Source organism: Gilvimarinus gilvus (assembly GCF_030518155.1).
GTDB lineage: Bacteria > Pseudomonadota > Gammaproteobacteria > Pseudomonadales > Cellvibrionaceae > Gilvimarinus > Gilvimarinus gilvus.
The window spans coordinates 1-377 of record NZ_JAULRU010000752.1 but is presented as its reverse complement, the minus strand read 5'-3'; the positions used below and the strand labels follow the sequence as shown (position 1 = coordinate 377).

Annotated in this window: 1 protein-coding gene; it reads right to left on the bottom strand. The window is 61.8% G+C overall.

What is annotated here, in order from left to right; all coding sequences use genetic code 11:
* Window positions 1-377, bottom strand: a 377-nt coding sequence (locus tag QWI17_RS19395; RefSeq protein WP_302724183.1) for an aspartate-semialdehyde dehydrogenase, incomplete at both ends; no start/stop codon positions are given.

The window sequence follows — 377 nt, the reverse complement described above, 5'->3', positions numbered from 1 at the left end:
CATCCACTCGACCAGGCCAGCTTCGAACAGGCCACCCAGGCCCATCAGCATCAGGCTGACAGTGCAGTTGCCGCCGATGTAGTTCTTGGTACCGGCGTCCAGCTGCTGGTCGATGACCTTGCGGTTGACCGGGTCGAGGATGATGACCGCGTCGTCCTGCATGCGCAGGGACGAGGCGGCGTCGATCCAGTAACCCTGCCAGCCGGCTTCACGCAGCTTGGGGAAGACCTCGTTGGTGTAGTCGCCGCCCTGGCAGGTCAGGATAACGTCGAGGGTCTTGAGTTCTTCAATCGAATAAGCGTCCTTGAGCGGCGCTGTATCCTTGCCCACGTTCGGGCCTTGGCCACCCACGTTGGAGGTGGTGAAGAACACCGGCT